This window comes from Hymenobacter sp. BT559, assembly GCF_016427535.1.
GTDB lineage: Bacteria > Bacteroidota > Bacteroidia > Cytophagales > Hymenobacteraceae > Hymenobacter.
This window is the reverse complement of the sequence record NZ_JAELXV010000002.1, coordinates 264528-288429: the sequence shown is the minus strand read 5'-3', so window position 1 is coordinate 288429 and position 23902 is coordinate 264528. Positions and strand designations below refer to the sequence as shown.

At 58.0% G+C, this 23902-nt stretch carries 30 protein-coding genes; 13 read left to right on the top strand and 17 right to left on the bottom strand.

Annotation, left to right across the window (positions count from 1 at the left end; all coding sequences use genetic code 11):
* Window positions 1–46 precede the first annotated feature (46 nt).
* Window positions 47–2422 (bottom strand): ribonucleoside-diphosphate reductase subunit alpha, encoded by a 2376-nt coding sequence (locus tag JAO77_RS07795; RefSeq protein ID WP_198989777.1) that lies wholly within the window; start codon window positions 2420–2422, stop codon window positions 47–49.
* Window positions 2423–2944: 522 nt separating this feature from the next.
* On the opposite strand from JAO77_RS07795, the gene JAO77_RS07790 reads away from it, so the two are divergent.
* From JAO77_RS07790 to JAO77_RS07780, 3 genes are read left to right on the top strand one after another with little or no spacing between them, the layout of a single operon-like run.
* The gene (locus JAO77_RS07790; protein WP_198989776.1) at window positions 2945–4453 is read left to right on the top strand and encodes a sensor histidine kinase; all 1509 of its coding nucleotides are present in this window, start codon (window positions 2945–2947) and stop codon (window positions 4451–4453) included.
* Window positions 4440–4868, top strand: a complete 429-nt coding sequence (locus JAO77_RS07785; RefSeq protein ID WP_198989775.1) for a response regulator — start codon at window positions 4440–4442, stop codon at window positions 4866–4868. Before JAO77_RS07790 ends, JAO77_RS07785 begins: the two co-directional genes overlap by 14 nt.
* A gap of 42 nt (window positions 4869–4910) precedes the next feature.
* On the top strand, window positions 4911–5381 hold the full coding sequence (locus tag JAO77_RS07780; RefSeq protein ID WP_198989774.1) for a nuclear transport factor 2 family protein: 471 nt from the start codon (window positions 4911–4913) through the stop codon (window positions 5379–5381).
* Between the two features lie 237 nt (window positions 5382–5618).
* Here JAO77_RS07780 and JAO77_RS07775 read toward each other — a convergent pair whose 3' ends face one another.
* On the bottom strand, window positions 5619–6578 hold the full coding sequence (locus JAO77_RS07775; RefSeq protein WP_198989773.1) for a ribonucleoside-diphosphate reductase small subunit: 960 nt from the start codon (window positions 6576–6578) through the stop codon (window positions 5619–5621).
* A 436-nt stretch (window positions 6579–7014) separates the two neighbouring features.
* On the opposite strand from JAO77_RS07775, the gene rplU reads away from it, so the two are divergent.
* Window positions 7015–7320, top strand: coding sequence for a 50S ribosomal protein L21 (gene rplU / locus JAO77_RS07770; RefSeq protein WP_198989772.1), 306 nt, complete (start codon window positions 7015–7017; stop codon window positions 7318–7320).
* A gap of 93 nt (window positions 7321–7413) precedes the next feature.
* Complete coding sequence (gene rpmA, locus JAO77_RS07765; RefSeq protein WP_198989771.1) at window positions 7414–7689, top strand: 50S ribosomal protein L27; 276 nt, start codon at window positions 7414–7416, stop codon at window positions 7687–7689.
* 61 nt (window positions 7690–7750) lie between these two features.
* On the opposite strand, the gene JAO77_RS07760 is transcribed toward rpmA, so the two are convergent.
* The 4 genes from JAO77_RS07760 to hemW form a co-directional block, all read right to left on the bottom strand.
* On the bottom strand, window positions 7751–8452 hold the full coding sequence (locus JAO77_RS07760; RefSeq protein ID WP_198989770.1) for a hypothetical protein: 702 nt from the start codon (window positions 8450–8452) through the stop codon (window positions 7751–7753).
* A gap of 80 nt (window positions 8453–8532) precedes the next feature.
* Complete coding sequence (locus tag JAO77_RS07755) at window positions 8533–9216, bottom strand: alpha/beta fold hydrolase (RefSeq protein ID WP_198989769.1); 684 nt, start codon at window positions 9214–9216, stop codon at window positions 8533–8535.
* Window positions 9217–9309: 93 nt separating this feature from the next.
* Entirely contained in the window at window positions 9310–9729 is a 420-nt protein-coding gene (locus JAO77_RS07750) for a hypothetical protein (RefSeq protein ID WP_198989768.1), read from the bottom strand.
* Between the two features lie 83 nt (window positions 9730–9812).
* On the bottom strand, window positions 9813–10970 hold the full coding sequence (gene hemW / locus JAO77_RS07745; protein ID WP_198989767.1) for a radical SAM family heme chaperone HemW: 1158 nt from the start codon (window positions 10968–10970) through the stop codon (window positions 9813–9815).
* A gap of 141 nt (window positions 10971–11111) precedes the next feature.
* Between hemW and JAO77_RS07740 the strand changes: the two genes are divergently transcribed.
* Both JAO77_RS07740 and JAO77_RS07735 read left to right on the top strand, forming a co-directional pair.
* Complete coding sequence (locus tag JAO77_RS07740; protein ID WP_198989766.1) at window positions 11112–13001, top strand: BamA/TamA family outer membrane protein; 1890 nt, start codon at window positions 11112–11114, stop codon at window positions 12999–13001.
* 234 nt (window positions 13002–13235) lie between these two features.
* Window positions 13236–13586: an Hsp20/alpha crystallin family protein gene (locus JAO77_RS07735; protein WP_198989765.1), complete on the top strand. Its 351-nt coding sequence runs from the start codon at window positions 13236–13238 to the stop codon at window positions 13584–13586.
* A gap of 170 nt (window positions 13587–13756) precedes the next feature.
* Here JAO77_RS07735 and JAO77_RS07730 read toward each other — a convergent pair whose 3' ends face one another.
* The 3 genes from JAO77_RS07730 to JAO77_RS07720 form a co-directional block, all read right to left on the bottom strand.
* Window positions 13757–14308, bottom strand: coding sequence for a hypothetical protein (locus JAO77_RS07730; RefSeq protein ID WP_198989764.1), 552 nt, complete (start codon window positions 14306–14308; stop codon window positions 13757–13759).
* An 81-nt stretch (window positions 14309–14389) separates the two neighbouring features.
* A complete protein-coding gene (locus tag JAO77_RS07725) occupies window positions 14390–14716 on the bottom strand; it encodes a hypothetical protein (protein WP_198989763.1) in 327 nt (108 codons plus the stop codon).
* A 47-nt stretch (window positions 14717–14763) separates the two neighbouring features.
* On the bottom strand, window positions 14764–15027 hold the full coding sequence (locus JAO77_RS07720; RefSeq protein ID WP_198989762.1) for a VF530 family protein: 264 nt from the start codon (window positions 15025–15027) through the stop codon (window positions 14764–14766).
* A 120-nt stretch (window positions 15028–15147) separates the two neighbouring features.
* On the opposite strand from JAO77_RS07720, the gene JAO77_RS07715 reads away from it, so the two are divergent.
* Entirely contained in the window at window positions 15148–16074 is a 927-nt protein-coding gene (locus JAO77_RS07715; protein ID WP_198989761.1) for a glycoside hydrolase family 25 protein, read from the top strand.
* A 12-nt stretch (window positions 16075–16086) separates the two neighbouring features.
* Here the strand turns inward: JAO77_RS07715 and JAO77_RS07710 are convergent, their stop codons facing one another.
* On the bottom strand, window positions 16087–16224 hold the full coding sequence (locus JAO77_RS07710; RefSeq protein WP_198989760.1) for a hypothetical protein: 138 nt from the start codon (window positions 16222–16224) through the stop codon (window positions 16087–16089).
* A 143-nt stretch (window positions 16225–16367) separates the two neighbouring features.
* Between JAO77_RS07710 and JAO77_RS07705 the strand changes: the two genes are divergently transcribed.
* Together JAO77_RS07705 and JAO77_RS07700 are read left to right on the top strand one after the other, a co-directional pair.
* The gene (locus tag JAO77_RS07705; protein WP_235998298.1) at window positions 16368–16799 is read left to right on the top strand and encodes a septal ring lytic transglycosylase RlpA family protein; all 432 of its coding nucleotides are present in this window, start codon (window positions 16368–16370) and stop codon (window positions 16797–16799) included.
* Between the two features lie 41 nt (window positions 16800–16840).
* Entirely contained in the window at window positions 16841–17044 is a 204-nt protein-coding gene (locus tag JAO77_RS07700; protein WP_198989759.1) for a hypothetical protein, read from the top strand.
* A gap of 77 nt (window positions 17045–17121) precedes the next feature.
* On the opposite strand, the gene JAO77_RS07695 is transcribed toward JAO77_RS07700, so the two are convergent.
* On the bottom strand, window positions 17122–17616 hold the full coding sequence (locus JAO77_RS07695; RefSeq protein WP_198989758.1) for a DUF6799 domain-containing protein: 495 nt from the start codon (window positions 17614–17616) through the stop codon (window positions 17122–17124).
* Window positions 17617–17804: 188 nt separating this feature from the next.
* Between JAO77_RS07695 and JAO77_RS07690 the strand changes: the two genes are divergently transcribed.
* The 3 genes from JAO77_RS07690 to JAO77_RS07680 all read left to right on the top strand — a co-directional run bounded on the left by JAO77_RS07690 (window position 17805) and on the right by JAO77_RS07680 (window position 19579).
* On the top strand, window positions 17805–18140 hold the full coding sequence (locus JAO77_RS07690; RefSeq protein ID WP_198989757.1) for a DUF3140 domain-containing protein: 336 nt from the start codon (window positions 17805–17807) through the stop codon (window positions 18138–18140).
* 92 nt (window positions 18141–18232) lie between these two features.
* Entirely contained in the window at window positions 18233–19186 is a 954-nt protein-coding gene (locus JAO77_RS07685) for a DnaJ C-terminal domain-containing protein (RefSeq protein WP_198989756.1), read from the top strand.
* Between the two features lie 66 nt (window positions 19187–19252).
* Window positions 19253–19579 carry a chaperone modulator CbpM gene (locus tag JAO77_RS07680; protein WP_198989755.1) on the top strand — a complete coding sequence of 109 codons (327 nt, stop codon included), beginning with the start codon at window positions 19253–19255 and terminating at the stop codon, window positions 19577–19579.
* A gap of 22 nt (window positions 19580–19601) precedes the next feature.
* Here JAO77_RS07680 and JAO77_RS07675 read toward each other — a convergent pair whose 3' ends face one another.
* The 6 genes from JAO77_RS07675 to JAO77_RS07650 form a co-directional block, all read right to left on the bottom strand.
* Entirely contained in the window at window positions 19602–20321 is a 720-nt protein-coding gene (locus JAO77_RS07675) for a beta propeller repeat protein (RefSeq protein ID WP_198989754.1), read from the bottom strand.
* Between the two features lie 89 nt (window positions 20322–20410).
* Entirely contained in the window at window positions 20411–21133 is a 723-nt protein-coding gene (locus JAO77_RS07670) for a ZIP family metal transporter (RefSeq protein WP_235998297.1), read from the bottom strand.
* A gap of 151 nt (window positions 21134–21284) precedes the next feature.
* Window positions 21285–21656, bottom strand: coding sequence for a hypothetical protein (locus JAO77_RS07665; protein WP_198989752.1), 372 nt, complete (start codon window positions 21654–21656; stop codon window positions 21285–21287).
* A 53-nt stretch (window positions 21657–21709) separates the two neighbouring features.
* Window positions 21710–22333: a hypothetical protein gene (locus JAO77_RS07660; protein ID WP_198989751.1), complete on the bottom strand. Its 624-nt coding sequence runs from the start codon at window positions 22331–22333 to the stop codon at window positions 21710–21712.
* Window positions 22334–22434: 101 nt separating this feature from the next.
* Window positions 22435–23304, bottom strand: a complete 870-nt coding sequence (nadC, locus tag JAO77_RS07655; protein WP_198989750.1) for a carboxylating nicotinate-nucleotide diphosphorylase — start codon at window positions 23302–23304, stop codon at window positions 22435–22437.
* A 120-nt stretch (window positions 23305–23424) separates the two neighbouring features.
* Complete coding sequence (locus JAO77_RS07650; RefSeq protein ID WP_198989749.1) at window positions 23425–23829, bottom strand: DUF4783 domain-containing protein; 405 nt, start codon at window positions 23827–23829, stop codon at window positions 23425–23427.
* Window positions 23830–23902: the final 73 nt, after the last annotated feature.

Below are 23902 nucleotides of genomic sequence, written 5' to 3'. Positions count from 1 at the left end.
CCTAAGGTTTCCTCTTTTAGCTGTTTCTCATTTAGGCTATTCGCCCTTACGACCCGCAGGCCTCGCAGGCGTCGGGGTTATCGAGCGAGCAGGCCATGTCGGCTTGGTTCTGAGCGTACATGGGCTCCAGGGTTTCGGCGGCTTGCTTTTCCACCGTGAACTTGATGGCGTCGGCGGCGGCTTTGGTGCGCAGGTAGTACATGCCGGTTTTGAGGCCGCGCTTCCAGCTGTGGAAGTGCATGCTGGTGAGCTTGCCGAAGTTGGGGTTCTGCACGTGCAGGTTCAGGCTCTGGCTCTGGCAGATGTAGGCACCCCGGTCAGCAGCCATGTCGATGATGGTGCGCTGCGAAATCTCCCACACCGTCTTGTACAGGTCCTTGATGTGCTGCGGCACGCGAGCAATGCCCTGCACCGAGCCATTGGCCGCGATGATGTCCTGCTTCATCTGCTCGTTCCAGAGGCCCAGCTTCACTAGGTCCTTCAGCAGGTGCTTGTTCACCACCATAAACTCGCCGCTGAGCACGCGCCGCACATAAATGTTGCTGGTGTAGGGCTCAAACGACTCGTTGTTGCCCAGAATCTGGGCGGTGCTGGCAGTGGGCATGGGGGCCACCAGCAGCGAGTTGCGCACGCCGTGCTCCACTACCTGGCCGCGCAGCGTATCCCAGTCCCAGCGGCCCGACTTGGGCGTCACGCCCCAGAGGTCAAACTGGAACTTGCCCTGGCTCAGGGGCGAGCCGGGGAAGGTCTCGTAGGCCCCATCCTTCATTGCGAGGTCCTTCGAAGCCGTCATGGCGGCGAAGTAAATCGTCTCGAAAATGTCTTCGTTCAGGCCCTTAGCCTCGTCGCTCTCGAAGGGCATACGCAGCGCAATAAACGTATCGGCCAGGCCCTGCACCCCTAGGCCGATGGGCCGGTGGCGGAAGTTGGAGCGCTCGGTTTCGGGCACCGGGTAGTAGTTCACGTCGATTACCTTGTTGAGGTTCAAGGTAGTCTGGTACGTGATTTCGTACAGCTTGTCGTGGTCGAAGCGCACGTTGCCCTGGGCATCTTCCACGAGGTAGCGGGGCAGCGCCAGCGAGGCAAGGTTGCAGACCGCAATCTCGTCCTTGTCGGTGTACTCCATAATCTCGGTGCAGAGGTTGCTCGACTTAATGGTGCCGAGGTTCTGCTGGTTGCTCTTGCCGTTGGCAGCGTCCTTGAAGAGCATATAGGGCGTGCCCGTCTCGGTCTGGCTTTCCAAGATGGCAAACCACAGCTCCTGCGCCTTAATGGTCTTGCGGCCGCGGCCCTCGCGCTCGTACTTGGTGTAGAGCTTCTCAAACTCGGGGCCCCAGCTCGTGTCGAGGCCCGGGCACTCGTGGGGGCACATCAGCGTCCAGTCGCCGTTAGCTTCCACGCGCTTCATAAACAAGTCGGGCGTCCAGAGGGCGTAAAACAAGTCGCGGGCACGCATTTCCTCTTTGCCGTGGTTCTTTTTCAGGTCCAGGAACTCGAACACGTCGGCGTGCCAAGGCTCTAGGTAAATGGCGAAGGCGCCCTTGCGCTTGCCGCCGCCCTGGTCTACGTAGCGGGCCGTGTCGTTGAATACCTTCAGCATCGGCACCAGGCCATTCGAGTTGCCGTTGGTTCCCTTGATGTAGGAGCCCGTGGCGCGCACGTTGTGCACGGCCAGCCCGATGCCGCCCGCGCTCTGCGAAATCAGCGCGCAGTCCTTCAGCGTCTCATAAATGCCCTCAATCGAGTCGTCCTTCACCGTCAGCAGGAAGCACGACGACATTTGCGGCTTGGGCGTACCGGCGTTGAACAAGGTCGGCGTGGCGTGGGTCATCCAGCGCTCCGACATCATGTTGTAGGTCTTGATGGCCGAGTCGATGTCGTCCTTGTGGATGCCCACCGACACGCGCATCAGCATGTGCTGGGGCCGCTCCACCACCTTGCCATCGAGGCGCAGCAAGTACGAGCGCTCTAGGGTCTTGAAGCCGAAGAAGTCGTAGTTGTAGTCGCGGTCGTAGATAATGGCCGAGTCCAGGGTGTGCGCGTGCTTGTGAATCACCTCCCACACATCCTTGGCAATCAGCGACGCGTTGTCGCCATTCTTGGGGTCCTCGTAGGTGTAGAGGCGCTTCATGGTGCTCGAAAACGACTTCGAGGTCACCTTGTGCAGGTTGCTCACCGCGATGCGGGCCGCCAAGATGGCGTAGTCCGGGTGCCGGGTGGTCAGCGAAGCGGCCGTCTCCGCCGCCAGGTTGTCGAGTTCGACGGTCGTCACGCCATCGTAGATGCCGTCGATGACCTTCTTGGCCACCTCGATGGGCGACACGTAGTTTTGATTAAGCCCGTAGCAAAGTTTTTCAATGCGGGCGGTGACTTTATCGAACTTGACCGACTCACGGCGGCCATCGCGTTTGATTACGAGCATGTTATAACGGGTGCTTTAAGGAGCGGGGGTACTAATCTGGCTAGCCTAGCGTGCTGGGCTGCGGTGCTTTAAAGTCGGAAATTAGTTCCCTTGTTTGGGAGTGCCAAAGGAAATATTTAGAATCTATCCGCATAGCCTGAAAATGAGGCCGCCCGGCCGTTTTTTATAAAACCGCCGGGTCGTTCGGGCGCGCGATAAGTTTTTTTTAGTTATATACAGCTACCCGGCTGGGGGCCAAACCAACCCCCAGCCTAGCTGATAAGCAGAAGCGGCACAACGTTCATTTGGCTAAGGCGTTTCATACTGCCTGACCTCACGCTTCTACTAGCTACTGCTGGCTATCCGCCACTGGCAGCGGCCTCCCCTAGGGTACCCCGCCGCAACGCGACAACCCAGTGCCAGCGTTGCCAACGAGATTAAATTTTAACGTGAAACCTAATATCTTTGTATAAGATATCTCTTTATTAATCAACAACTTCCATACTTGCTATCCAAACTTATAATAGTACTACTACAGTAGTTATGCCCATTTCCTTCCCCACTACTTTTAAGCCTTTCGAGCAGCATAGCCCAGCCGTAGACGATTTTCTGCAGAACAAGCTGCTGGATGGCCTCTGGTACTGGAACCTACTAGACCCAGCCGAAGCCTGGGTAAATGCTAAGTACTGGCAAACCCTGGGCTATGGCCCCGAAGAGCTGCCCACCGCTCCCGAGGCGTGGCGCGCCCCCCTGCACCCCGATGACCTAGCCGAGGCCCAACAAAGCGCGGAAGCCTGCCTGCACGAGCCCGACCGCCCCTTCGAGCAGCTGCTGCGCGCCACGCACCGCAATGGGTCCACCGTATGGCTGCACTGCCGGGGCATCGTGCTGCGCAACGACACGAACACGGCCACCTGGCTGCTGAGTGCTCTCTTCGACGTGAGCCACGAAAAGCAGGCCCAGGTGCAGGCCGACGAGTTAGCCGAGCACTACAGCCAGATTTTGAGCAACCAGTCGGTCTACATCGTCAAGACCGATACGGAAGGCAACTACACGTTTGCTAATGAGTACTTCTACGAGCGCTTCGGCTACGCCGAAGACATCCTAGGTACCTCGTCGCTGCTCAGCATCGTGGAAAAAGACCGGGCCAAGTGCATCGAAGCCGTGATGCAGTGCTTTGCCCAGCCCGAAGTGCGCCACCAGGTTGTTCTGCGCAAGCTGGCCATGGATAACACCGTGAAGTCTAACCACTGGGAATTGAAGGGCATCCTAGACGAACAGGGCCGGCTCCTCGAAATCCTGTGCGTGGGCTACGACGTGACCCTGCTGGTCGAAAACCTGCAAAAGCAGCAGCACCTGCTCGACGTGACCAGCCAGCAAAACCTGCGGCTGCAAAACTTCGCTTACATCATCTCGCACAACATCCGCTCGCACTCGGCCAACCTGACTTCTTTGGTGCAGCTGCTCACCGAGGCCAAGAATAAGGCGCAGAAGAGCATGTTCTTGCAAATGCTGACCACCAGCACCGAGCAGCTGGCTGATACCATTGTGAACCTCAACGACATTGTGACTATCAACAGCAATGTCAACAAGCCCAAGACCGTGCGCGCCCTGCGCACCGAGATTGACAGCACCCTAGAGGTACTTAGCGTGCTCATCCGGCAGCATCACATCGGGGTCGAAGTCGATGTGCCTCCCACCCTAGAAGTGACCGTGGTGCCCGCCTACCTCGACAGCATCTTGCTCAACCTCATCAGCAACGCCATCAAGTACCGCTCGCTCAACCGGCCGGCCTTCATCAGGCTGCACGCCCACGCCGAGCCGGGCATGGTGGTGCTGATGGTGGCAGACAACGGCCGGGGCATCGACCTGGTAAAAAACCGCGCCAAGCTCTTCGGCATGTACAAGACCTTTCACGACAACGAAGATGCGCGCGGCGTCGGCCTGTTCATCACCAAAAACCAGGTCGAAGCCATGATGGGCACCATCACCGTAGAAAGCCAAGTTGACGTAGGAACCACTTTCACTATTCACTTCAATGAAAACGCCTAAACTAGCTTATGTAGTGGAAGACGACCGCATTACGGCTGCCATTACCGAGCTAATTGCTAAAAAGGACCTGCGGTGCCGCACCGTCAAAACTTTCGGCAACGGCCAACTGGCGTTCGACCAGTTGGCCATCACGGTGCAGAGTGGCGGGGCTGAGGTGCCCGACCTCATTCTGCTTGACCTGAACATGCCACTCATGGACGGCTGGGAATTTCTAGATGCCCTAGGTGAGCTCACGCTGTCGAAGCAGGTGTGCGTGTTCATACTCACCTCCTCCATTCACCCCGACGACATGGCCAAGGCTACGCACTACCAGCAGGTAAAAGGCTACTTCTCGAAGCCCCTAGACAAGCCCAACGTTAGCCGCATGCAAACGCTGCTGAAGGAGGTAGGCGGCTACCAGTACGCAGGGCGTTAACGGCCTATCACCCCGCCAAAAGTCACCTAGAACCTTCTTTCTATGCCCGACGCTCGCCCACCCCTGCCTCCCTTCACTTTCGAAACGGCCACTCAAAAAGCCCGCTTGGCCGAAAACGCCTGGAACTCGCGCGACCCCGCCCGCGTGGCCCTCGCCTACACGGAGGCCAGCCAGTGGCGCAACCGCAGCGAGTTTTTTAGCGGTCGCGCCGCCATCGAGGAGTTTTTAACCCGCAAGTGGGAGAAAGAGCACGAGTACCGCCTCATCAAGGAGCTCTGGGCCTTTCACGAAAACCACATTGCCGTGCGCTTCCAGTACGAGTACCACGACGCGGCCGGCCAATGGTTTCGCGCCTACGGCAACGAGCAGTGGGAATTTGACGCCCTAGGTCTCATGCAGCGCCGCGAAGCCAGTATCAACGACGTAGCCATCGCGGAAGCCGAGCGCAAGTTTCACTGGCCTCTAGGCCCCCGCCCCGCCGACCACCCGGGGTTAACGGAGTTGGGTATGTAGAAGTGCTTCTAGCAATTTACAGACGTGCTACCCCACCCCCAGCCCCTCCCCTCCGGGAGTCCGGGAGAGGGGGCCAACTGCAAGCGAGCGGACGCCATTCATTCGTCAGGCTCTCCTCTCCCGGAGGGGAGGGGCTGGGGGTGGGATAATACGCTCTGACAACGCTGCACACCTAAGTTCCACAAAAAAGCCCTGACCTACACAGTAGGTCAGGGCTTTTTCAATCAACAATACCTCTTAGAAATCCTCGTCCATCGAGAACACGTTATCGGCGCGCTCGGTCATTACACCGGCTTTCTGATACTCGGCCACGCGCTTCTCGAAGAAGTTAGTCTTGCCCTGCACCGAAATCATTTCCATGAAGTCGAAGGGGTTGGTCGAGTTGTATATTTTGCCGCAGCCCAGCGACACGAGCAGGCGGTCGGCCACAAACTCGATGTACTGGCTCATAGTGCGGGCGTTCATGCCGATGAGGCTCACGGGCAGCGCCTCAGTCACAAACTCCTGCTCAATAGTCACCGCGTCGCGGATGATTTCCTGCACGCGGGCCTCGGGCAGCTTGTTTTCAAGGTAGCTGTAGAGCAAGCACGCGAAGTCGCAGTGCAGTCCTTCGTCGCGCGAAATCAATTCGTTGGAGAAGGTCAGGCCGGGCATCAGGCCGCGCTTCTTGAGCCAGAAGATAGAGCAGAACGAACCTGAGAAGAAGATACCCTCCACGGCCGCGAATGCGATGAGGCGCTCAGCAAAGTTCTCCGAGTTAATCCAGGTCAGCGCCCACTGGCCTTTGCGCTGCACGGCCGGCACGGTTTCGAGGGCGTTGAAGAGGTAGTCCTTCTCCTTGGGGTCTTTGATGTAGGTATCAATCAGCAGCGAATAAGTCTCGCTGTGAATGTTCTCCATCATAATCTGGAAGCCGTAAAAGCAACGCGCCTCGGGCATCTGCACTTCCTGCATGAAGTTGATGGCCAAGTTCTCATTCACGATGCCGTCGCTGGCGGCGAAGAAAGCCAGCACGTGCTTGATGAAGTGGCGCTCGTTGTCGTTCAGGCTATTCCAATCTTTCTGGTCTTGCCCTAGGTCAATTTCCTCGGCAGTCCAGAACGAAGCTTCGGCTTTCTTATAAAACTCCCACACCTGGGGGTTTTGAATGGGGAAAAGGACAAACCGGTTGGGGTTTTCGGCAAGTAAAGGCTCCATAAGCTAACTGGGTTGCGGGGGATAACGAAGTGCGACGAACAAGACCAGGCTGAACGGTGGGCAGCTAGTGAGCCCGAGGTTAACCTGTGTCTCAAAGATAGCCAAGTAACCCGCGGATGCTGGATTACGTTTTCTTAAGCCGGCTTTTTCGGTGGGCAGGCGGTAGGCTGAGTAATACATGAAGCAAAGCTGTCAAAACTCCGCATTTAGAACCACTTATCCACATTTTGAGTGTGGATAACAGTAGTTGTCCACAGAAATGACTAGCGACTAGTCATGCTCTTGCGCTCAATTACTTACCTCCATCGGTCAAAAATGTGCTTGAAATAAACACATTTTATGGCGAGCTATTAATGATTAGCTACTTAGGTTTGGAATTGCCGGAATGTTGCCGTACTTTTGCGTTCCCTTTTGAGAAACCTCCAGCGGAAATAAGATGTACGCCATTGTTAATATCGCCGGCCAACAGACTAAGGTTGAGGCTAATAAATTTGTTTATGCCAATCGCCTGGCTGGTAACGTCGGCGACGCGGTAGAGCTGGGCAACGCCCTGCTGACCGATGACAACGGCACCATCAGCGTAGGTGCTCCTACCCTGAACGTAGCCGTAAAAGGCACCATCGTAGCTCACGTACAAGGTGACAAGGTGCTGGTGTTCAAGAAGAAGCGCCGCAAGGGCTACAAGAAGCTGAATGGCCACCGCCAGCAGTTTACCAAAGTTCTGATTAACAGCATCGGCTAGTTTTGTGCCTAGCTGTTAGTGCTTAGTGCCTAGTGCGCTAACGTTCTGACAGCTACCTAAGCACTAAGCACCAACAACTAAGCACTAACTAAAATGGCACACAAAAAAGGCGTAGGCTCGTCAAACAACGGCCGTGAATCGCATAGCAAGCGCCTCGGCGTAAAAATCTTCGGTGGTCAGCCCCTCATCGCTGGCAACATCATCGTGCGTCAGCGCGGCACCAAGCACCACGCTGGTACCAACGTGGGCATGGGCAAAGACCACACGCTGTTTGCGTTGGTTGATGGCACCGTACAATTTAAGAAAGGCCGCGACGACCGTTCGTTCGTATCGGTAGTTCCGGTTGCGGCTGAAGTAGCTGAGGCCTAGGTCTCGCACTAGCTTGATAGCTTATAAAAGGGCTGCTCCTCACGGGGCAGCCCTTTTTGCGTTAGTGCGCGTAAAAGCCGTGGCTCCAATATAATCGCAGATTTACCTGCACGGCAATATTGTAGTGGGCGGGCGCGATACTTTCGAAATTGTAATAAGTAGGCGCTTGAAAACCCAGGCCGGCGCTGGCATCATAGAGCAGCGCCCCGCGCAGCCGATGCTGCGTGCCCCAATACGCATATAGCCCGGGCGTGAGGCCAGTGGTAGCTTGGCGGCGCGACAGGCTCACGTACCGGCCCACCACAGTATTGCGCTCAATATTCCCTTCCACTGCCAGGTAGCTGCCGTAAAGGTTCGTATTACGCAGCGGCTCGCCGTGCCGGGGCTGGTTGTAATAGTAGCGCAGACCGACCCCTAGGGCGGCACTGGGCACAGCCACTGCTGCCTGAGAGGGGCCTCGTCGCCGCGCGATAGTTGTGCGGCCGGTTTGCAAGTCAGCTTCTACCTGGCCGTAGAAGCCAAAGCGCGGGGCCAATCGATATTCGGCACCCAGCGACAATGGTACGACGAGGCTCCAAGCTTGGCTATTGGCCGAATAGCTGATGTGGGTGGCGCGCAACCCTACCTTGAGCAGCACGGCGGGTGGCACCGGCCCGCGCACCGAGTCGGGGGCTAGGTAAGTGGCTTGCGCATGCGCAGCCAGCGCAGCTAGCGATAGCGCTGCACCTAGAAAGCCACGTTTGAGGAAGTAAAGATGAACCAAAGGCAGTAGTAGTATAGGTGAAAATTGCTACTAATATACTGACTACTACCGAAAGACTATTATCAATGAGACGCTGACAATCAAGCAGTGGCTACTTCGCACAGCAGGCGGCTGAGCGCCGCCGCATGGTTTACTATCATAAAATGGCCAGCGCCGGGCAGTGCGTAGTCAACGGATGTACGGCCCGCGGGCAGCAGCCGGTCGTGGGTGCCGTGCAAGCGCACGGCAAAGGGCACGCCGGAGCTATCCCAGTGCAGCAGTTGGCGGGTAGCCCACCGGGCAAAAGTTGGGTCAGTATCGCGCAGAATACGGGCTAGCAGTCGGTACTCGCGGCCATTGCGCGCCCCAAAAAACCACTGCGCTAACCTAGGTAGCCGCGGCAGCAGTTTGAATGGTACCAGCCGATAGAGCCGAGTGGCGCGACCCAACTTCAGTAGCGGAGGCAGTTGGCTGGCATTTGCCAGGCTTGAAATCAAGACTACCCGCGCCAAGGGTCGCAAGCGGCCCACCTCGAGCGCCAGCAGGCCGCCAAATGATACGCCGACCAACCAGCAGGGCCGGTCGAGGGGCACCGCCTCGGCCAGCCGGGCAGCGTATTGCCGCAGGGGCTCGGTTGGCGACTGGGGCTGCAGCCACGCGAGCACCACGGCCGGGCCGGGCAGCCTCAGCCCCCGAAATACGCGCTCATCGGCCCCTAGCCCCGGAATGAGATACCAAGTGGGCGGCTGAGCCGCAATCTCCTCTTGCTGCGTTTGATGAAACATCTGGCGTGGGAAGATAATCTCAACAGCGGCAGTAGCTTACTCCACGTACAACAAGCTTTGGCAGGCACTGCGTTTTGATTGGCCTATTTAGTATCAATCGTTTAGCCGCGCATATATGCCCTCTAGGTAGAATATATTGTGCGGCTGCGGGTCATCCTCCTCTAGGTCCTCATCGGCGGGATAGGTGACGGCGAGTTTGAGAGCGACGCCGGGCAGCGCCACGGGCGGCTCCTCCTCTGAGGTATATTCTAGCAGGCAGGGCCACTGCTCGGTGGTGGCAAGCGCATCGGCTACTTCTTCGGCCAGGGCCTCGGCGCGGTCGCCGGCCATGCGCAGTAGGGTGTCGAGGTCGTGGAAGGGCAGGCCTAGGTGGAAAAAATGCGGCTCCTCATCCCGAAACGTGGTGGCCCACACGGTGACATCGTCGGTATTGTCGAAGACAATGGCCGTGAGGTGGACTTGCTCCACAAAAAAGTCGTCGTTGTTGACCAGGGCATCACTCAGTAGCTTCACGGGCCGCGGGAGAAATAAGTTTACCGCAAATTGGTAAAAAGTGGGGAATGAACGGCACTGTGCTTCCAGCGCTCCGGCGCAAGCTACGCGCCAGCCGCGGTTGGCGCCTCGGCAAACAGTTCTAGCGTGATATGGTCGGCCAGAAGCTTGCCGGCGTCGGTGAGGCGCAGGGTATCGTTGGTGAGGGTGGCCATGCCCTGCGCCAGCAGGCTGTCTAGGTACTCGGCGCGGTCAGCCAACAAATTGAGACCTAGGGCGTCGCGCAAGTGGCGCAAGTCGCAGCCGCGGCTGGTGCGCAGGGTAGTAAGCAAGTACTCGTTGGCCTGGTCGAGCGGGCTGAGGCACTCGGTGGTGGCGGGCACTTCGCCGCGCTCAAGAACGGCGGCCACGTACTGCGGATTATTGGCCACGGCGTATTGGCGGCTGCGCCCGTCGAAGGAATGGGCGCTCGGGCCGAGCCCTAGGTAGGGCACGCCGCGCCAGTAGTTGGAGTTGTGGCGGCTCTCGCGGCCGGGCTGGCAAAAGTTGCTGATTTCGTACTGCTCGTAGCCGTGAGCGCGCAGCTGGGTCAGCAAAATCTCGAACTGCTGCGCCACAAACTCTTCGGGCGGTGCCACAAAGGTGCCTTTTTTCAGGCGGCGCCCAAAGGCAGTGTCAGGCTCGATGGTGAGCGCGTAGGCCGATACGTGCGGCACGTGCAGGTCAAAAAGCTGCCCTAGGTCCTCTTCCCAAATGTCGTGCCCCGCGGCGGGCACCCCGTAGATTAAATCGACCGAGATATTCTCGAAGCCCGCAGCCTGGGCCCGGCGCACGGCTTGCCCCGACTCTAGGGCCGAGTGGGCGCGGTTCATCAAGCGCAGGTGGGGCTCGTGAAAGCTTTGCAGCCCGATGCTAAGGCGGTTGACGGGCGAGGCGGCCAGCACGGCCAGCTTATCGTCGGTGAGGTCGTCGGGGTTGGCTTCGAGGGTAATCTCGGCCTGAGGCGATACCTCAAAATTGGCCTGAATGGCATCAAAGATTTGGGTGAGCTCCTCCGCTGTCAGCAGGGAAGGTGTGCCGCCGCCAAAGTAAATGGTTTCGAGCGGGGCGCTGGGGTTGGGCAGGTAGGTCCGGCGCAGGGCCATCTCCTTCACCAGTGCCTCCACAAACTGCCCCTTCAGGCCCATCGATGTGCTGAAGTGAAAATCGCAGTAGTGGCAGGCTTGCTTGCAGAACGGAATGTGGAGGTATAACCCAGCCATAAATAACTACTTTACAATCAAGATAATCGAACCCAAAACGCTAATTTTTTGCGGGTCGGGTCGTATTTTCGATAGCTTTTTTGAATAGGTGAAAACAGCGGGCTTGAAATTAAAAATCCCATTTAGCGTTTGCCACCCCGAATGTACGTCCGTCTACTCGTCTTGTGGGGCTGCTGGCTGAGCCTAGGTTGGCTGGCCCGGCCGGCGAGCGCCCAGGTGCCCAATGCCGGGTCGGGCGTGGCCGTGCCCACAGCACCGGGGCTGGCATCGCCGCCCCTACCCCCCGCCCCCACCAAGACCAGCGCCCAGGTAACGACAGCGCGGCGCGCGGGGCGAAGCCGGGTGCTACTCGTAGAAACTGACCCCAGCGGGCGGGCGCGGGTGCGCCGCTACCACTTACCAGCTACGGTGGCTGACTCGCTCACGGCCCTGCGCACGGTGCGCGACCTAGTGCTGGCCTTGCAGGCCGATGCCTACCTACTAGCCTCAGCCGACAAGATGAGCTGGGGCCGCGACACGGTGCGGGCGCAGCTCTACGTAGGCGAGCAGTTTCACTGGGCCTACCTTCGCAATGGCAACCTAGGCGACGGCCTGCTGACCCGGGCGGGCTACCGCGAAAAGTTTTTTCGGCACGCACCCTGGCACCCTGCCGACTGGGCGGCCCTGCAAGAGCGCATCCTCACGGAAGCCGAAAACCAGGGCTACCCCTTTGCCACAGTGGGCCTCGATTCGGTGCGGCTCGATGGCCAAGACATTGCGGGCCGGGTAGTGCTGAGGCGCGGCCCGGCCGTAGTGTTTGACTCCATTCAGATTATCGGCTCCAGCAAAACCAAAAAGCGCTTTTTAACCAAGTACTTGCAAATATTTCCGGGCGCTCTCTACAGCCAGCAGCGGGTAGATGCGGCAGCCGTGCTGCTGCGCCAGCTGCCCTACGTGCGCCTGCGGGCCGAGCCTGAGGTACGCTTTGCCCGAGGCCGGGCGCGGGTGTATCTGCTGCTCGATGAGCGCTCGGCCAACCAGTTCGACGCCATTGTGGGCCTGCTGCCCAACACGGGCACCACCGGCGGCGTGCAGTTTACGGGCGATGTCAACATCAACCTGCGCAACCTGCGCGGGGGCGGCAAGCAAATCGGCCTGCAATGGCGCAAAGTAGATGCCCTGACGCAGTCGCTGGATGGCAATTATCTGCACCCTAACTTCTTTGGGTCGCCGCTGGAGGTCGGCGCCACCTTCAACCTCTACCGGCAAACAGGGGCTTTTCTTACCATCCGGCCCCGCATCCAGGTCACGTACCCCACGGCGCGGGCGGGGCGGCTCACGTTTTTTGCCGAGCAACGCAGCTCACGGCTGTTGCTCGATAGCGTAGCCTATACCCGGCTCACCACCACCCTGCCCGACTATATCGACTCGGAAGCCAGCTCGTATGGGCTGGCCTACGCCCGCATTAGCCTCGACGACCTTTATTTTCCGCACCGCGGCAGCTTCGTGGCGGTGCAGGGCGGCGCTGGCACCAAGACTATTCGCCAGAATGCCAACATCAGCGAGGCGCTGTATAACGGTGTGGCGCGGCGCACCACGCAGTACACGTTTAGCGCGCGCGCCGAGCGCTACTGGGCCCTAGGGCGCCAGAGTGTGGTGCTGGCCCGGCTACGTGGCGAGGGCTTGTTCAACCAACAGTTTTTCCTGAACGACCTGTTTCGCCTCGGGGGCTTGAACTCGCTGCGGGGCTTCAGCGAAAACCAGTTTTACACCAACGCCTACGGGGTGGGCACGCTCGAATTTCGGCAGTTTACCGGGGCCGAGGGCTACGTATTTGTCTTTGCTGACCAGGCTGTGCTCAAGGCGTATCAGAGCGACGTTACCCTAGGTTCGTTTGTGGACCAGCCCACTGGCTTGGGGGCTGGCATCAGTTTTCGCACGGCGGCGGGGCTGTTTCAGTTTGTGTATTCGGTAGGCCGGTCGTCGTTTGCCGGGCAGCAGCTCGGGCTCAGCTCATCTAAGATTCACTTTGGCCTGACCAGCCGATTTTGAGGAATAAAGAGTTGCCAGTCGGCCAATAAGCAACCAATCATTCCCGCTTTTCAGCTTGCAACTGCCCAAAATCTGCCACATCGGCGGCTATTCGGCCAAGGTGTCATTTAGTCGGCATGCCTAACTTCTTAAACAAGCCAATTTGTCACTTAAATAGTTGACTGGATGCCATTTGGAAGTTGGTACGGGGTTTGATTTATACCCGCCGAAGCCAGCTATAATGGCTACTATCCTATGAAATTTATCAGCCGCGAATTTATCCGCAACATCGCTCCTCAGCTCGACCTGCTCAACACTATTGGAGGGGGCGTAGCCCAACCCAAGCTGCATGTCAACCAGCGCCCCAAGGGCGTGGTGCTGCACGTGGCTATGCCCAGCGTAGCCGCCGAGCAGTTTCACGTGGTGCTCAACAACAACAACCTGACTGTCTACGGCGAGTTCCGTCACCAGCCCGAAGACCAACTGGCCGCTCCGCTGTTTGTGCAGAAGCTTGACCTGCCCAACAACCTGGACCTGACCAGCATCAACGCTAGCCACGAAAACGGCGAGTTGCGTGTGGCTATTCCTTTCAGAGACGCTGCCTAGTAGCGCGACATTAATAGCCGCCCGAGCTAAGCGCCGGGCTTATTGATACGGCCGGGACCGACCGGCTACCTAGCTACCTGCGATATGGCCGGGACCGACCGGCCGCCTGGTTTCACCCTCTTGAGAGCCACCGTGATGAACGGTGGCTTTGTTATTTTCGGGCCCCTAGGTTAGTCGTAGGTCGAATCGAGGGCGATGTGGGTGACGCGCCCTTGCTGGTCGTATTGTATCTCGTATAGCACATCGAGTCCTTCGCCTTTTTCAGTCTTCATATAGCCGTGGCTGATGGCGCTGTAGCTTAGGTTGCGCGACTTACCCGGCTTACGCTCTACCTTGAAATTACCAAAGGCTAGCGTCGGCTTGGCGGTGGCCCTAGGTAGTACCGAGCCCACCCGGAAGCTGGAAGCGCCTGGCTTGCCTACCGTTAGGCGCGCATCGTTTAGCTCGACCAGCGCCAGCTGGTTGTCGTTGAAGTAAAGCTTATTGCTACCGTAGTGCAGTACGGGCCACGACTTCTCATCTATTTCAGAGTAGAAGCGGCTGGTTTTGGTGGGCTGACCGAGCACCTTGATGACTTGGCTTTTGCTAGCGCCTAGTTCGACGGTATGCTGACCATTGCCAGCACTCGGCCGCAGTCCGAAAGCGCTGGCCACTACAGCGTTTTGGGCTTGCGCGGCCACGGCAAAGGCTAGCAAGAAACCCGCGAGGAGAACGGAACGCATCAGCTTCAGGATATAAAGTAAGAAGTAGAATTAGTAACCCGTAGGCAGTTGATAACAAGCAGATGCCAGCTCCTGGGCGACCTACGAAAACAGCGGTATCAGCAATACAAAACTCATGAGCAGGCTTAGGTAAAACCAGCCCATCAGTTGCCCGCGGTAGCGGCGCGGCAGGCGGTTGCTGAGCACCAAAACCGCCCCGATTACCAAGGCTAGATGCATAACGAAGAATGCCATCGTCTTGACCCAGTTGCTAACGATGGTGTTGCGCTCGGTTTGGAACTGGTCGTGCTCACCGAGGCCCGCCGTGAGGTAGCGCAGCACGTAATAGGTGACAACCTCGAAAGCTATAAACAGCCCGAAGCCCAGCAGCAGGGCCAGCGGCCCCGACTTTTCACGAATTTCAGCCATCGGCCCGCCTAAGTTTAGGTGGCGAAGATAGGCGCTGGAAAAGCCGCCTAGGGCCGGGGCCGGCCCAAAATTTCGGCGGTGCGCAGGCGCACGTATAGGTCCTCTACCTTGGCCCGCGCCCAGGGCGTCCGGCGCAAGAAAGTGAGGCTGGACTTCACGCTTGGGTTCACGGCAAAGCAGTTGAGCTTCAGGCGCTCATCGAGGCCCGCAAAGCCGTAGTGTGCCACCAGGTAGTCGAGCAGGCTGGCCAGCGTTACGCCGTGCAGCTCGCGGATAAGGTGGCCAGATTCGTCGCGGGCTTCGGAAGGCATAAGAAGAAAAGGATAACGCGGAAGAAAGAACAAAATAACGACCTAGGCGCGTTGCCAAGTGCCGCCCGGGCATACGCTACCGCCGCGGCGTGCGTTATTTTTGGCCGCCTCCCCCTGCCTATGTCGCCTGTTGCCGTGCCTAAGCGCTTACCTGCTTCGCCCCCGCGCCCGCGGCGGCCGTGGCGGCGCTGGGTACTAGCTGGGCTGCTACTGGGGCTACTGGGCGCGGGCACGCTGTACTACCGCCACCAGCGCCAGTTCAACCGCTACATGCGGCACACCTGGGCCACGCTCACCAGCCGCTACCTCACGGGCCGCGAGAAAACGCCACTATTAGCGGGGTACTCGGTGCACGGCATCGATGTATCTGCTTACCAGGGCCGTATCGACTGGCCTGAAGTGGCCCGCCACCGTGTGCGCTTTGCCTTCATCAAGGCCAGCGAGGGCGCTACCATGCGCGACGCCCGCTTTGCCCGCAACTGGCGTCAGGCGCGAGCAGCTGGCATCTTGAGCGGCGCCTACCACTACTTCCAGCCCAACCGCGACGGGGCCGTGCAGGCCGCGCTATTCATTAAGCTAGTGCCCCTAGCTAGCGGCGACCTACCGCCCGTGCTCGATGTCGAAGCCACACGCTTTCACGACGTAGCCGAGCTGCGCCGCGAGGTGCGCCAGTGGCTCGAGCTAGTAGAGGCGCACTATGGCGTGCGCCCCATTCTATACAGCAACTATGGGTTTTATAAGCGCTACTTGGCTGGGCACTTCGATGAATTTCCGCTGTGGCTGGCCCACTACGAGGTGGCCCGCCCTACCCTATCCGCCACCCGCTGGATAATCTGGCAGCACTCCGATGAGGCTTACGTGCCCGGAATCCGGGGCACCGTCGATTTCAATGTTTTTCAGGGCAGCTACGAGGCTTTGCAAGACTTACGCGTGCGGCCGCGCGCTGCTAGCCCCGCCTCACCACCCAAGTCCGCCCCCCAACCCAAAAAAGCTGCCCGGCCCCGCAGTTCACACAAGCTACCAAGCCGGGCAACCAAAGTGGTCTAGGAAACCTAAGACTTACATTTTGGGTGCCATCTTATCGCCCTTCATCTTCTCCTCGCTCACTTTGTCCTTGTGCATTTTGCCGTGCATCTTACCTTCTTTCATTTTACCATCCATCATCTTGCCGTCGGCCATAGGGCGGTCTTGCAGCATCGGAGTAGTTTGAGCCTGGGCGGTTAAGCATATGGCCTGACAGTGCGAGGCCCGCTACGAGTTTGCTGAACGTGTTCATAGCGGTAACGAATGAAAGTGAAAAGAGGTAAAACTTCGACAGCAAGGTTCGCTTTTATTCTGGCATGGCCAATGAACCCTCGGTGAACACCAAAATTATGCACTTTCCCTCCGCACTCTCTAAAGCTAATACCATACTAAGCAGCCTCTTAATCCTGGGGCTAACGGCCTGCGGCACGAGCAAGTCAGCCTTTACCCAAACCGGACAAGGCTCTTACTACGCCGATAAATTTAGGGGCCGGCCCACGGCCAGCGGCACTCCCTACCGCCCTAGCAAGCTCACGGCGGCGCACAATACCTTGCCTTTTGGCACTCGCATTCGGGTTACCAACACGCGCACCGGCCGCTCGGTAAAGGTCACCGTCAATGACCGCGGCCCGCACGTGAAAGGCCGCATCGTGGACCTTTCAAAGCGCGCCGCCCGCAAAATCGGCCTTGTCGATGCCGGCGTGGCCCCCGTGCAACTCAAAGTGGTGCGCGCCGCCGCGGGACGCTAAAGCACTACAGTTCCCATTTCTCCTTCTTGCCTCCTTGTCTTATGGCCAAGCAATTAAATATCCGCAAAAAAATTACCTGGTCGGCCCCGGCGGGTGGGCGCTTCGTAGCGTTGGCCAGCTTCGTGAAAGCCGCCGAAGCCGAGGGCTGGACCGATGACGAAATCCAGTTTGTAATGGACGAAGTAGTAGAGGCCGACGATGATGCCGCTGGCCTCGCAGTTCTGGCCGACTACACTGCCCGTTAACAGCAGAGCCCGGCCCTTGCGCCACCCTAGGGCGGCGCAAGGGCCGGGCTCACGGTTAGGAGCACCTAGGCGGCTAGTTACCTTTTAGCGGCTTTGGCCTTGGCTTTTTCTTTCTCCTTATCGGCCTTCTCTTTGGCCTTCTCAGCTTTTTCGCGGGCTTTTTCCATATCCTTGCGCTTGCCGGGGTGCTTCAGGTCATAGGCTTGCAGCTTCTGAATACTGTCTTGGGCAGCCATTTCGGCGCGGGTTTCTACGCGGCCGCTCAACGACACATAGTCCCCCTCACGCAACTGGGTTGTGGAGCCATCTTTGCCGGTTACCACACCGCTGGTGGTGATGATGGTGCCGTTGCGCAGCGTCTTATCGGCGGTGACGGGGTTGGTCATGCCCATTTCGGTAGCAACCAGCTTGCCGTCCTTCATCATTACGCCGTCTTTCATCATACCGGCACCAGCCTTCGGGCGAGCCTTGGGGGCCACGGGGCGGCGCGGCGCGGGCCGCGACTGAGCGTGCGCACCTTGCACAGTTAGCATTACACTAGCAACCAGTAGAATACGGGCTATATTTTTCATCTGATAAAAAACAAATTAGGGTAAGTAGAAACAAGTAAAAAATCGTGCCAAGCTGACTAATATAATATCGAGCAATCTTCCTGCAGTACAAATCTAGCACCCAATTTGGAAGTTGCTGCAGCCAACGTTTAGTCGTGTTTACGCGTTCAATTACCACTACGTTTTTCACCACATTTTATTGTCTTTTTATGAGCACCGCCCACGAGTCCTCAGACATCCACGCCGACTTTAAGCACGACGTTAATATGACGGCTAGCGAGCTGGAAAAATGGTTGAAAACCGACGAGTCGAAGTCGGTGGGCCAGGACAGCGGCTCAGGCGAAAGCATCGGCCACCAGTCGGGCGAGCACATTGTGCGCATCCTACACAAGAAAAAGGCCGATATCACGCCCGACGACGAGGCCCACATGCGCAAGGTGCATTCTTACGTGAGCCGCCACTCGGCGCAGCGGCCGCACGGCGATGTGGAGCATTCGCGCTGGCGCTACTCACTTATGAACTGGGGCCACGACCCACTGAAATAATTATGAAGTGGAAATTATGGACTAGAGGTTCGCCGCCCGCCGCTAACTCTTTTATTTCATAATTTCTGATTTACAATTCATAATTGACCCTCATGGACTACAAGGATTATTACAAAATACTCGGCGTTGACAAATCGGCTACTGCCGAGCAAATAAAAAAGGCTTATCGCAAGCTGGCTCGGCAGCACCACCCCGACGTAAACCCGAACGACGCCACGGCCGAGCAAAAATTCAAGGAAGTAAACGAAGCCAACGAGGTACTCTCGGACCCCGAGAAGCGCCAGAAGTACGACCAGTTTGGGGCCGATTACCAGCGCTACGAGCAGGCAGGCGCGGGCGGCGCCGGGCGTGGCCCCGGAGGCTTCGACTGGAGCCAGTATACCCAGGGTGGCCAAGGCGGCAACCCCTTCGGAGGCTTTGGCGGCGGGGCTTCGTTTGAAGAAGGCGAAGACTTTTCTGACTTCTTTAGCTCGCTCTTTGGGGGCATGGGCGGCGGGGCCAGCGGTGGCCGCAACACCCGCCCCGGCGCGGGCCAAGACTACCAGGCCGAGCTAGAGCTAACGCTAGAGGAAGCCTACCACGGCGGGCCGCGCACTATTACGGTAAATGGTAAAAACCTGCGCATCACCATCCACCCCGGCGTAGCTGATGGTCAAACCATCCGGCTGCGCGACCAAGGCGGCCCCGGCCGCAATGGTGGCCCCAATGGCTCGCTGCTCATTACGTTCCGCATCTCGCCCGATGCGCGCTACGTGCGCACCGGCGACGACCTTACCCAGGATGTACCCGTGAGCCTGTACCGCGCCCTCCTAGGTGGCTCGCAGACGGTAGAGACCCTGAGTGGTGCGGTCAAAATCAATATCAAGCCAGAAAGCACCAATGGCACCCGACTGCGGCTGCGTGGCAAGGGCTTTCCGGTATACCGCCAGGAAGGCAAGTTTGGTGACCTCTACCTGCGCTTGAATGTGCAGCTGCCACAAAACCTTACTGACCAGGAAAAAGACCTAATTAAACAGTTGGCTCAGCTACGCGGCGAGGAAGTTTAATTTAATTATTAATGGCTAATTGTCATCCGTAGTCCATTAACCATTAATAACTAACCATTACCTGATATGGAAACCCACGTATTAGTGCTCACTTTTCAAGAGATTGATACGCGCTACGGCCTGGGCCGGGCCGAGCTGCATCAGTTTCTGGAGCTTGGGCTGTTGCGCCCGGCGCCCGCGCCCGACTCTGTAGAGGTAGAAGAGCCCGACGAGCTGCTACCCCGCTTGGCGCGCCTGCACCACGGCCTAGGGTTAGCCCCCGAGGCAATAGACGTAGTGATGCTCATGCGCCGGCGCGTGCTGAGCCTACAGGCCGCCCTAGCCCGCGAAACGGCCCGGTCACGGCAGCTAGAAAGATTTTTACTAGGTGGCGGGCCACTGCTCGATGAGTAGCAACCCACCTCCTTGCAGCAAACTACAACTGCGGCTTTTTCGACACATACAGAACGCCGTTTTGCTCACCACAAAAAGCAAAACTTTCTCGCTGACCGCATAGCGCAGCGGAGGCAGTTACGTATAGCCGCGACTTAGCATCGAAGCAGATACTGGTGATAGTGTGGTCTTTGGGCAGGGTTAGCTGCGTACCCGTTGCACTCCTCACGCCTATCGTTTCGATGTAATTGGTCGTAGAGTTTGGTCTCACAGGCGTTTTACGCACATCGATGCTATATGCAGTTCCGGCCAGCGAAATAGCACCATTGAGTTGCACTTTGGGGTCGAAGTCTACCCTTCTGGTCCAGTTGCGGTAGGGCGACCAGGTAGCACCTTTATCGATGCTGTAGTACGAAGCACTTGTGGCGTACGACGCGTCGGGGGTACCTACTCCACCTAGGGTGGCCGTTAGGGCTAGTAGAGTATCATTACGCATCACAAAGCCTTCTACTCCGTAGTGGGCGTTGTAACTAGACTTTAGCCACGTCTTACCCTGGTCTTTTGTCTGGTATATGCTGAAGTGCGTGGAGATGATGAGGGTTTCGTCTAAGTCCCCATAAACGGCCTCTATGTCGCGGGCTTCCGGCGCGCGCAACGCATACCAATCTGCATACTCCGGCTGGCTGGGCTCTGGGCTTTCTTTGTGACAAGCACTTAGGCCCATTAGCAATGCACTGAGGCCAGCTAAGACAATGTACTTCATAAGCTACGGGAAAAGGAGGTGGAGGACAGAGCGAAACAGTAAGTGAATGTAGGAACTGTTTGCTCATCTTATCCTGCCCTCTCTGTTCCCTAGGTACTGCTGACGCCCAGAGCTAGTAGCAGCCCCCCTAGGGTAGCTCCTAACTTGGGCCAATTGAGCCGGTGCTCGGGGCTGGTTTCGAAGAGAATAGTAGTCGAAACGTGCAGGAAAGTGCCGGCCACAAAGCCTAGCAGCGCCGCATAGGCCTCGCTGCTCAGCAGCTGCCGCAGCACGAAATAGTTGCTGAAAAGCAGCCCCACGGGCGAGGCCAACGCAAACAGTAGCAGCCACGGCCACACCCGCCCGACCGAGCCCAGCCGCAAGCGCAGCAGTGTGGCCAATGCCACGGCCGCCGGGATGTGATGCAGCGCCACACCTAGCACTACAGCATAGAAATTACGGCCGACCTCGCCGCTAGCCCCACTTTTAACCAAGATGCTGCCTTCGAGCAGCGAGTGCACCACTAGCGCCCCTAGCAGCAGCAGGGGCACGTGGCCGCGCTCTTGTGCACCTGGTGCATGCACGTGGCCATGCTCGATGCCCTCGGAGAAAACCTCCAACAGCAATTGCCCAAAGAACCCAGCCAGTACCCAGTAGCCTACCTGGTGCGGATGCGCCGGCAGCAGCGCAAGGGCCTCGGGCAACAGGTGCGTGATGGTAAGCGCAAATAAATAAGCCCCGCTAAAGGCCAGCATTGGCTTGAGCCACTGGGTGGTGCGTGCAGCGGGCACTACTCCTACCAGTGCGCCCGCCCCCAGTACCGTCGCGGTCAAGAGTAAAATAGCAACCCACATAAGTGACTAAACACACGAAAGTGCAACAATGTTGTGACTCATTCCACAACACTGTTGCACTTGCAGTACCGGAACGTGAGGCATAAACTACGGCTTGAGCCCGTAGGTTGCCCTAGGTGCCAAAATCAGGCTATTCGCCGTGCTTCTCGTTGCTTTCGGTTTGCGACGACGTGCCGCTATTCACGCTCTTCTTAGCGTTTTCGGGCTTGGTGTCAGCGCTCATCACGGCCCCGGCGGTGGGGGCAGCGCGGCGGGTCAGGTTGCCTTGCAGCACTTTGCTGGCGGGCTGGCCAATGGGGTCATGTTTTGGGTCACGCGGAGCCTCGAGGCTTGCATCGCCACTTGCGTCGCCGTCCTTATCAAATCGTTCGCTTACGCGAGTGCCAGGGGGTACTACGTCGAGCGATACCTTTTGCTCGGGGCGCCAGTCAGACGGCTCGCTGCTGCAAGAAGCGAGGAAAAGCAAGGCAGCGGGGGCCAGCAGGAGAAGCGGCTTTTTCATAAAGCAGGAAATAAACTTGAAAATCTATGCGAGGTCTAGGTCAAGAAATACACTTACGCAGCCGGCGCGCCATCGACCAACAGATTTTTGCGGCGCAGCAGGGCATCAAACAGCTTGCGGTCGTTGTCGTTGTTGAACAAGCGCAGAGGCAAATGTAAAAACATCGGCACATCGAACGTGCGCGCCAGCCATTGCCGCCAAGGGCTCAGCTCAGCAAGCGCTTCGGCTGGCGTCTTGAGGTACAGCAAATAAGCATCGGGTTCGCGGCGTACCCGCGCAATTTGGTCCCAGGGCAGAGCCATAGCGCGCTGCTCGGTTTGGCGCATGATGAGCTGGCGCTGGTCCATCTCGTAGTTCATGCGCTCGAACAGGGGCTTGCTCTGCTCCATCTGGGTGATACCCGTAATCTGAGCCGAGCGCAGCAGCACGTACAAAACGGTGAGCACCACGCTCAGCGCTAGCCACCACCACGAGTGCCAGATAATAGCCGGCAGCAGCCCTACTGCAAATGGAATAGTGGCGTACCACCACTCCTTGCGCCACACCTCGGCCATGGCGATGCGGGTGTAGGTATTGGTATCAAATTGATATTTTTTGGTTTTGATGGTGCCGGGCGCGGGCTGCTGCACCTGCTGCTGGCGGTAGCCGCTGCCGCCACGTTGGTTGGGTTGGTTCATTTTTAATGGTTAAGTATTAATGGTTAATTGTTAATGACTGCTAAAGTGCTTAATCGTCAAAATATTCATTGACAATTAGCCATCAACAGGTAACCATTAAGCTAATAGGCTTTTAAACTTAAATCGAGGCTGCCGGCCGAGTGCGTAAGTGCCCCCACCGAGATAAAATCGACGCCGGTGGCGGCCACCTCCCCAATGGTTTGCTCGGTGATGCCGCCGCTGGCTTCGAGCGGCAGGCGGCCGGCTACCAGGGCTACGGCTTCGCGCAGTTGTTCGGGGCTCATGTTGTCGAGCATGATGCGGTCGACGCCACCGGCGTCGAGAACTTGCTGCACCTCGCCTAGGGTACGGGTCTCGACCACGATGGGCAGTTGGCGGCCCGTGTCCTGCAAGTAGGCATGCGTGGCCTGCACAGCCTGGGCGATGCCACCAGCATAATCGACGTGGTTATCCTTGAGCATAATCATGTCAAAGAGTCCATAACGGTGGTTGACACCGCCGCCGATAAGCACCGCCCACTTCTCGCAGACACGAAAGTTGGGCGTCGTTTTGCGGGTGTCGAGCAGGCGAGCCTTAGTGCCAGCCAGCAGGCTAGTGAGGTGGGCCGTGTGGGTAGCGATGCCGCTCATGCGCTGCATGCAGTTGAGCACCAGCCGCTCGGCGGTGAGGATGCTGCGGGCCGGGCCCTCTACCGTAAATGCTTTGTCGCCGTGGCGCACGCGAGCGCCATCTTCGAGCAGTACGCTTACGTGCAGCGCAGGGTCTACTTCCTTGAAAATTAGTTGGGCCAGCGCCACGCCGGCTAGTACACCTTCGGCCTTCACCAGCAGGTGTGCCCGGTTGTGGGCAGTGGCCGGAATGGCAGCCAGCGACGAATGGTCGCCGTCGCCGACATCTTCGGCCAGTGCCGTTCGGATGAAGGTAGTCAGCGCCTCGGGCGTGAGGTACGGAGCGGGAAAGGCAGTTTGCACAGCACAAAGGTACGCCTAGGCTACCCTGCAATGCGAAACTCCGCTTCACGTTTGCGGGCCGCTATTTTGGCAGCTGCGCAAAGACGCAAAGCGGAGTTTTAGCTACCTAGGAAAGCCATGCTACTCCTTGGTAAAGTCTATCTTATCGATAGCTGGCGTGCTTTTATTAGCCTTGAGGCCGATAAACACGCGGTAGGTACCGTTGCGCCCGGTGTAGCGGCCCACAGCATAGGGCGTGCCGTCGGGTCCGGCGCCTTGGTGCACAATATCAAACTTGCCAGCCGCGTTCTTGCTAAAAAAGTTTTTGAGTACTAACTCGGTCTGGGTGGCGTTCATGTTCTGGCTGTCGCCATCGAAGCCCACCTCTACCGAGGGAGCTAGGTACTGCGCTAGGTCGTGCGAAGAGCCGCTGGCGATGGCTGAACGCACGGCGCTCAGCTGGTCGCCGCCCTGGGCCTGGATAGTTGCCGTACCGGCTAGCATCAGCCAGCCGCACATCAATATTTTGGTAAAAATTAATCTCATAGTAACAAGCTCTGCCAAGGGGTCAAATGCCTGTGTCTTGGCATAAAGCCAAAACTATGCCAGCAAACGGCAT

Coding starts and splice junctions, on each gene's coding strand:
- JAO77_RS07680 (WP_198989755.1), top strand. CDS start 19,253: ATGGAAACCCACGTATTAGTGCTCACTTTTCAAGAGATTGATACGCGC.
- JAO77_RS07690 (WP_198989757.1), top strand. CDS start 17,805: ATGAGCACCGCCCACGAGTCCTCAGACATCCACGCCGACTTTAAGCAC.
- JAO77_RS07675 (WP_198989754.1), bottom strand. CDS start 20,321: ATGAAGTACATTGTCTTAGCTGGCCTCAGTGCATTGCTAATGGGCCTA.
- JAO77_RS07785 (WP_198989775.1), top strand. CDS start 4,440: ATGAAAACGCCTAAACTAGCTTATGTAGTGGAAGACGACCGCATTACG.
- JAO77_RS07660 (WP_198989751.1), bottom strand. CDS start 22,333: ATGAACCAACCCAACCAACGTGGCGGCAGCGGCTACCGCCAGCAGCAG.
- JAO77_RS07730 (WP_198989764.1), bottom strand. CDS start 14,308: ATGCGTTCCGTTCTCCTCGCGGGTTTCTTGCTAGCCTTTGCCGTGGCC.
- JAO77_RS07720 (WP_198989762.1), bottom strand. CDS start 15,027: ATGCCTTCCGAAGCCCGCGACGAATCTGGCCACCTTATCCGCGAGCTG.
- JAO77_RS07740 (WP_198989766.1), top strand. CDS start 11,112: ATGTACGTCCGTCTACTCGTCTTGTGGGGCTGCTGGCTGAGCCTAGGT.
- rplU (WP_198989772.1), top strand. CDS start 7,015: ATGTACGCCATTGTTAATATCGCCGGCCAACAGACTAAGGTTGAGGCT.
- JAO77_RS07685 (WP_198989756.1), top strand. CDS start 18,233: ATGGACTACAAGGATTATTACAAAATACTCGGCGTTGACAAATCGGCT.
- JAO77_RS07705 (WP_235998298.1), top strand. CDS start 16,368: ATGGCCAATGAACCCTCGGTGAACACCAAAATTATGCACTTTCCCTCC.
- JAO77_RS07665 (WP_198989752.1), bottom strand. CDS start 21,656: ATGAAAAAGCCGCTTCTCCTGCTGGCCCCCGCTGCCTTGCTTTTCCTC.
- JAO77_RS07650 (WP_198989749.1), bottom strand. CDS start 23,829: ATGAGATTAATTTTTACCAAAATATTGATGTGCGGCTGGCTGATGCTA.
- JAO77_RS07780 (WP_198989774.1), top strand. CDS start 4,911: ATGCCCGACGCTCGCCCACCCCTGCCTCCCTTCACTTTCGAAACGGCC.
- JAO77_RS07755 (WP_198989769.1), bottom strand. CDS start 9,216: ATGTTTCATCAAACGCAGCAAGAGGAGATTGCGGCTCAGCCGCCCACT.
- JAO77_RS07710 (WP_198989760.1), bottom strand. CDS start 16,224: ATGCTGCAAGACCGCCCTATGGCCGACGGCAAGATGATGGATGGTAAA.
- JAO77_RS07725 (WP_198989763.1), bottom strand. CDS start 14,716: ATGGCTGAAATTCGTGAAAAGTCGGGGCCGCTGGCCCTGCTGCTGGGC.
- JAO77_RS07775 (WP_198989773.1), bottom strand. CDS start 6,578: ATGGAGCCTTTACTTGCCGAAAACCCCAACCGGTTTGTCCTTTTCCCC.
- JAO77_RS07700 (WP_198989759.1), top strand. CDS start 16,841: ATGGCCAAGCAATTAAATATCCGCAAAAAAATTACCTGGTCGGCCCCG.
- JAO77_RS07795 (WP_198989777.1), bottom strand. CDS start 2,422: ATGCTCGTAATCAAACGCGATGGCCGCCGTGAGTCGGTCAAGTTCGAT.
- JAO77_RS07790 (WP_198989776.1), top strand. CDS start 2,945: ATGCCCATTTCCTTCCCCACTACTTTTAAGCCTTTCGAGCAGCATAGC.
- hemW (WP_198989767.1), bottom strand. CDS start 10,970: ATGGCTGGGTTATACCTCCACATTCCGTTCTGCAAGCAAGCCTGCCAC.
- rpmA (WP_198989771.1), top strand. CDS start 7,414: ATGGCACACAAAAAAGGCGTAGGCTCGTCAAACAACGGCCGTGAATCG.
- JAO77_RS07695 (WP_198989758.1), bottom strand. CDS start 17,616: ATGAAAAATATAGCCCGTATTCTACTGGTTGCTAGTGTAATGCTAACT.
- JAO77_RS07715 (WP_198989761.1), top strand. CDS start 15,148: ATGTCGCCTGTTGCCGTGCCTAAGCGCTTACCTGCTTCGCCCCCGCGC.
- JAO77_RS07735 (WP_198989765.1), top strand. CDS start 13,236: ATGAAATTTATCAGCCGCGAATTTATCCGCAACATCGCTCCTCAGCTC.